The following is a 5,980-nucleotide window of genomic DNA, read 5'->3' on the forward strand; positions in this document are numbered from 1 at the left end:
GGGGTCGCGGGTTCGAGTCCCGTCCACTCCGCCACTTATATTAAGCCTCAGTCGAAAGACTGAGGCTTTTTTCGTTTCTACAGCGGCGTTTCCCTGAAGTGTGTTTACACCTAATTAGACTACTCCCCATAATCCCTACTAAGTGAACTTTGCGTGATTACACACTAGGCTTTAATTAATATAGGCCGTTGATGCTGTGGAAAGACAATATGACCTACAAACAAACCTAAGTAATCTATGGTATTCAAAGGCGTTCAACGGCTTGAATCTTGATGAGAAAGAAAAAACGAACTGTGCGCATAATCCAGAAAAGCGTCATATATACCCCCAATCTCTCCTGGCTCAAAAATCAAACGACTTGAAAAGAATTGGAAGGTGAAAGATTGAAGGAGCTCTTCATTAGCGAGGTGATGATTTTCGACGCTGAACATTTGATGAGTCTCAGAAAAAATATATCGCCAAAGGGTAAGAAGCGCCAGAACAGAGAGGGGTAGCTTAGCTCGAGGCTGTAAGCTATGCGGAATACTCACAAACGTCAAAGCTCAAACCCATTAAGAGAGTCGCTCTAGATCTAAGTGGTTATGTGCTCACTAGCGGTACTAGAAAATAGTTAAGTATTCCAAATGGATTATATGAAAAAGCCAACTGCTAAAGCGGTTGGCTTAGTATAAAAATCTCGACGTACTTTAGAGCGAGAAATGATGTCTAAAGAATACGTTTTAAAACACCATCTGCCTTTAGGCGGGTGATTTTTCTGACCAGTCGCTGCACCCCTATAGGATAGTCTTCTACTTTCTCTAATTGCTTATAAGTACAGATAAGGTGAGTATGCTCAAGAATACGCGAAACTTCGTCTTCAAACTTCTCAGTGAGCTTCGCATAATTGTCTTGTATGAGTAGCCCATTTTCTAGGTCGAGTGACCAAGCACGTGGATTTAGGTTATTCCCAGTAAGTAGCATATAGCGTTTATCAACCCAAATACCCTTAAGGTGGAAGCTGTTATTGTCATGCTTCCATAGGTGAATTGACAATTTACGTGCGGCGATATTCGCTTCATTGGCTTTCGCAAAGCGACGCAAATTCACTTCGTAAAGATATGGAAGTCCGCCAATGGTTTTAAAGTCTTCCTCAGGTGCAATGTAAAAGTCGTTGGCGGTTTTATCACCCACAACAATAGTTACTTTCACACCACGCTTCATGGCTCGTTTCACTTCACGATGAAGTGCTTTAGGGAAGTTAAAGTAAGGCGTACAAATGAAAATTTCGTCTTGGGCTGCTGCCAATAACTTTACAATCTGTTGATTGAGTAGATTACGGCGTTTGCCTAGCCCAACTAACGGAGTGACTTTTACGCTTTCTTCTGTTGCAGCTTGGTCTTCAAACTTATAGTTTGCTTGAGCAAGAGAAGCCCTCAGTTGGCGAATCGCCGACTTTATTTCTTTGGTTTCTGGCTTATCTTTTCCTGCAAGATCATTAACGGCAGGGTGAGCAATCATTTCTTCCTGAATGAATTGCACCATTGAATTCGCTAAAGATTCATGTCGAATCACATGGTAACGATCAAATCGATAACGTTCATGATAATGGAGATAAACGTTATTTAAGCTCGCCCCACTGTAGATAACAGTATCATCGACAATGAAGCCTTTTAAATGCAGTACCCCAAAAACTTCTCTGCCACGCACTGGTATGCCATAGACAGGGATTGGGTGTTGGTACTTACTGGCATATGCTTTGTAAAGCGCTGAATTACCCTCAGATGTCTCCGCACCAATCAGGCCACGCTGCGCTCGATGCCAGTCGACACAGATATTGATGTCCAACCCAGGATTGCGCTGTTTCGCTTCATAAAGCGCAGTGAGAATTTCACGTCCAGCTTCATCATCTTCCAGATATAGAGCGACTAGGTAAATTCGCGACGTTGCTTTGCTGATAGCATCTAAAAGACGGGTTCTGAATGATTCTGCTGAATACAGAACATCAAAGTCTTCCGGATTGACAGCGAGACTTGGCAACTGTTCGAATGGATTCCTACTTACTATCATATCGGTATGAGTACCTTAGTTTAGTGCAATATTGCGAACCTGCCATTTTATCAAAGATATGATTTACCTGGCTACAAAAGCACGCGTTTTGATGTCGTTGAAGAGATGAATTGCATTGGAATGAGATCTTTACCGCTATCTACATAACGTTGAAATGCCATTTTTAGCGGGTGTGGTAGCTCAGAGCAATCAATTGTTGTGAATCCATGCTTGGAATAATAGGATTCGAGATGTGTAAACGCGAAGCAATAATCGCCATCAGTGAAAACATTGTTTTTACAATGAGTTAGTAGTTCTTTTCCAATCCCTGTTCCCCTAACTTTCGGAATGACCAACATTCCTGTCAACAGACGAACTTTATCTACACTTTTTAAACGTAGTAACGCAATGATTTCACCCTTATGGCTTGCTGTAATGATCAATTCATCCTTTTTGGCTCGACCCGCAGGGTAATACGCTTTGTATAGTTTCTTAATGAGGGGGAGCTTGATGGGATTTAACACTTCTATGATTAATGAGTCTGGTATTGTCACTGCGGTTAAAAGATAACTAATGTAGAATGTCGACAGTTTAAGAGAACCTTATCTGGTGTTGCAAACCTACTATGCAAATTAAAACAAATGCGAGCCTAAAGGCTTACCATACTTTTGGAATTGAACAATCGTGTTCCTATTTAGCTATCGTTGAGTCGCTCGAAGATGTTATTGAGCTATTTCAAAACCCAAGATTCACCCATTTACCGAAACTTTTTTTAGGTAAAGGAAGTAATGTTCTTTTTACAGAACATTTTGAGGGATTAGTGATTGTTAATCGAATCATGGGTAAAGAAGTCACGGAAACGGATGAGCACTACCTATTACATATTGCCGGTGGTGAAGATTGGCCTGAATTAGTTTCCTGGTGTGTGAATCAGGGGATCGGTGGGATCGAGAACTTAGCTTTGATTCCAGGTTGTGCTGGCTCGGCTCCTATTCAGAACATTGGTGCGTATGGCCTAGAGCTAAAAGACATCTGTGATTATGTAGATGTTCTTGATCTAACTACGTTTGAAAACAAAAGAATGCACGCCCAAGACTGTGAGTTTGCCTATAGGGATTCCATATTTAAACATGCGTTGCACGGAAAGTGCTTTATCACCGCATTAGGGCTTAAGTTGGCGAAGCAATGGCAGCCGATTAACCAGTACGGTCCTTTACAAAGTATCCCAGAAGAACAACTCAGCCCTGCTTCTATCTTCGAACGAGTATGCCAAGTGCGAAAGGCAAAACTGCCAGACCCAACCAAGATAGGTAACGCAGGTAGTTTCTTTAAAAACCCAGTGATCACGCAAGATCACTATGATCGACTAACAAAAAAATACCCTAACGTAGTGGCCTACCCAGCTTCTGGAGGAATGAAAATTGCCGCTGGTTGGCTTATTGATCAGTGTGGATTAAAAGGGAAGTCTGTACATGGTGCGCAGGTCAACCCTATGCAAGCTTTGGTTTTGACCAACATAGATAACTGTAGTGCTGATGACATTGTCGCGCTTGCTTCTTTAGTGAAGCAGACAGTATGGGATAAATACCAAATCATACTTGAGCATGAAGTACGCTTTCTCAATCGTACCGGGGAGACCAATTTGGCTCAGATCGAGGCATCTAGATGAGAAAAGATCACTCTACGAAACTTCATATTCTAAAGTTATTAAGTGATGGAGAGTTTCATTCAGGAGAAGCGTTGGGCGACGATCTTAATGTTTCTAGAGCGGCAATCGCTAAGCACATTAAAGGTCTTAGTGAATGGGGTATTGATATTTATCGAGTGCAAGGGCGTGGTTACCAATTAGCTTCACCATTGCAGCTGTTAGACGAGACACTCCTTACCACTAGCTCGGAGTCACTTGTTGAACTTGTCCCTGTGATTGACTCAACGAACCAGTATTTGCTCGACAGAGTCGCGGATTCGGAAAAGGGCCGTGTTTGTATTGCTGAATATCAAGCGCAAGGTCGTGGTCGCCGCGGTAGACAATGGGTCTCACCGTTTGGCTCTAACTTATATCTCTCTATGTATTGGCGACTGGATGCAGGAATGGCTGCGGCAATGGGCTTGAGCTTGGTGATCGGGATTGCCGCAGTGGAAGCTTTGGAAGAAGTAGGCATGCAAGATGTTAAACTCAAGTGGCCGAATGACTTGTATTATCAAGATAAAAAACTGGCCGGAATCTTGGTTGAAATGTCGGGTCAGGCCGGTGGGGCTGCTCATCTAGTGATTGGGATGGGCCTGAATATTGGAATGCCTGACGACCAGCCCGAGATTGACCAGCCATGGACCACGTTGAACCAAGTAAATCAGAGTCTCAAGATCGATAGAAATGTTCTAGCAATGACTCTTATCAAGCATTGGAATTCTGCACTTGTCGAATATGAAATGAAAGGGCTTACTGGCTTTATCGAACGTTGGAATCGGTTAGACAATTTCCTTAATCGTCAGGTCAAACTGCTTATTGGGCCTAGAGAGGTACATGGCGTCGTTCGAGGCATCGATCATCAAGGTGGAATATTAATCGAAACCTCCCAAGGACTAGAGACTTATATTGGTGGTGAAATCTCGTTGCGTAAAAGTGACTAAGCTTCGATTACTTTCGCAACGAGACTTTATCAACCAAGTGGTTAACGCCTTTGTGTAGAATCAAGTGGGCTCTCTCACGAGTTGGAAGAATATTCAATTCTAAATTGAGCCCATTAATATCATGCCAAATTTGCTTTGCTTTTTTCTTTGCGTCATCGACAGAGAGTTGTGTGTAGTGGCTAAAATAAGAGCCTGGTTTCGTAAAGGCCCCTTGGCGAAACTTTAAAAAGCGTTCTACGTACCAATGTTCAATGGTCTCTGTTTCTGCGTCGACATAAATTGAAAAATCTAAAAAGTCAGATACGAAGACACGATGCGGGTCATGTGGATAGTCCATTCCACTTTGCAGAACGTTTAAACCTTCAATAATAAGAACATCCGGTCTATCCACTTTTCTTAGTTCATCAGTAATGTCATACGTGATGTGAGAGTAGATGGGTACTTCAAGATCGGGCTTTCCTGCTTTTACGTCAGACATGAACTCGACTAAACGCTTGATATCATAGGATTCAGGGAAGCCTTTACGATGCATGATACCGCGTTCTTCTAGTACTTTTTTCGGATATAGGAAGCCATCTGTTGTAACCAAGGACACTTTGGGATGATTCTCCCAACGAGAAAGCAATGCCGTTAGAATACGAGCAGTCGTACTTTTGCCTACAGCAACACTGCCAGCGATACCAATTACGAAAGGGGGAGCATGTTCCTCTGTATTTAAGAATTGTTGTAATACGGAATTGCGGCTTTGACGAGCCTGGACATACAGATTCAAAAGACGAGACAAAGGAAGGTAGATCTCTACCGCTTCCTCCATGGTTAGGTTTTCATTAATGCCCTGAAGCGCAGTCAAGTCGTCTTCAGAAAGTGTCATCGGTACAGAGTTTCTTAACTCGGCCCAATTTGCACGGTCAAATGACAAAAATGGACTCATGGGTCTCTTTTATCCTTGGTTTAATAGAAGCAAGAACATACATCAAGCGAACTTCAAAGCAAACGACAAAGGTCGAAGTTTACTTTAAAAAAGCTAAGTTTGTACGAATTTGCAGCAAACGAATCTAAAAAATCGAAATTTATGATTTTTTTTCAAATTACTATTGCAACCTAGAAAATCATTCAATAGAATGCGCACCACTTATGCCGACTTAGCTCAGTAGGTAGAGCAACTGACTTGTAATCAGTAGGTCACCAGTTCGATTCCGGTAGTCGGCACCATTCTTTCCTTTAGTAGTCTGAATGGCTTGAAAATTTGGAGGGGTTCCCGAGTGGCCAAAGGGAGCAGACTGTAAATCTGCCGGCACTGCCTTCGATGGTTCGAATCCGTCCC

General features: G+C 42.5%; 5 protein-coding genes and 1 tRNA gene. 3 read left to right on the top strand and 3 right to left on the bottom strand.

The annotated features are described in order from the left end of the window. Nucleotides 1-705 precede the first annotated feature (705 nt). Both pssA and R7Q09_RS23815 read right to left on the bottom strand, forming a co-directional pair. On the bottom strand, nucleotides 706-2,046 hold the full coding sequence (gene pssA / locus R7Q09_RS23810; RefSeq protein ID WP_005388686.1) for a CDP-diacylglycerol--serine O-phosphatidyltransferase: 1,341 nt from the start codon (nucleotides 2,044-2,046) through the stop codon (nucleotides 706-708). 71 nt (nucleotides 2,047-2,117) lie between these two features. Further along, entirely contained in the window at nucleotides 2,118-2,549 is a 432-nt protein-coding gene (locus tag R7Q09_RS23815) for a GNAT family N-acetyltransferase (protein ID WP_031781233.1), read from the bottom strand. Nucleotides 2,550-2,650: 101 nt separating this feature from the next. Here R7Q09_RS23815 and murB point away from each other — a divergent pair, with 101 nt between their 5' ends. Together murB and birA are read left to right on the top strand one after the other, a co-directional pair. Next, nucleotides 2,651-3,694: a UDP-N-acetylmuramate dehydrogenase gene (gene murB, locus R7Q09_RS23820; RefSeq protein WP_169629223.1), complete on the top strand. Its 1,044-nt coding sequence runs from the start codon at nucleotides 2,651-2,653 to the stop codon at nucleotides 3,692-3,694. After that, on the top strand, nucleotides 3,691-4,656 hold the full coding sequence (gene birA / locus R7Q09_RS23825) for a bifunctional biotin--[acetyl-CoA-carboxylase] ligase/biotin operon repressor BirA (protein WP_318071312.1): 966 nt from the start codon (nucleotides 3,691-3,693) through the stop codon (nucleotides 4,654-4,656). The genes murB and birA overlap by 4 nt, the downstream gene beginning before the upstream one ends. A gap of 7 nt (nucleotides 4,657-4,663) precedes the next feature. On the opposite strand, the gene coaA is transcribed toward birA, so the two are convergent. Next, nucleotides 4,664-5,587, bottom strand: a complete 924-nt coding sequence (gene coaA, locus R7Q09_RS23830) for a type I pantothenate kinase (RefSeq protein WP_005388683.1) — start codon at nucleotides 5,585-5,587, stop codon at nucleotides 4,664-4,666. Between the two features lie 205 nt (nucleotides 5,588-5,792). On the opposite strand from coaA, the gene R7Q09_RS23835 reads away from it, so the two are divergent. Continuing rightward, nucleotides 5,793-5,868 (top strand) — tRNA-Thr (locus R7Q09_RS23835). Nucleotides 5,869-5,980: the final 112 nt, after the last annotated feature.

It is taken from the genome of Vibrio sp. 2130-1 (assembly GCF_033339515.1).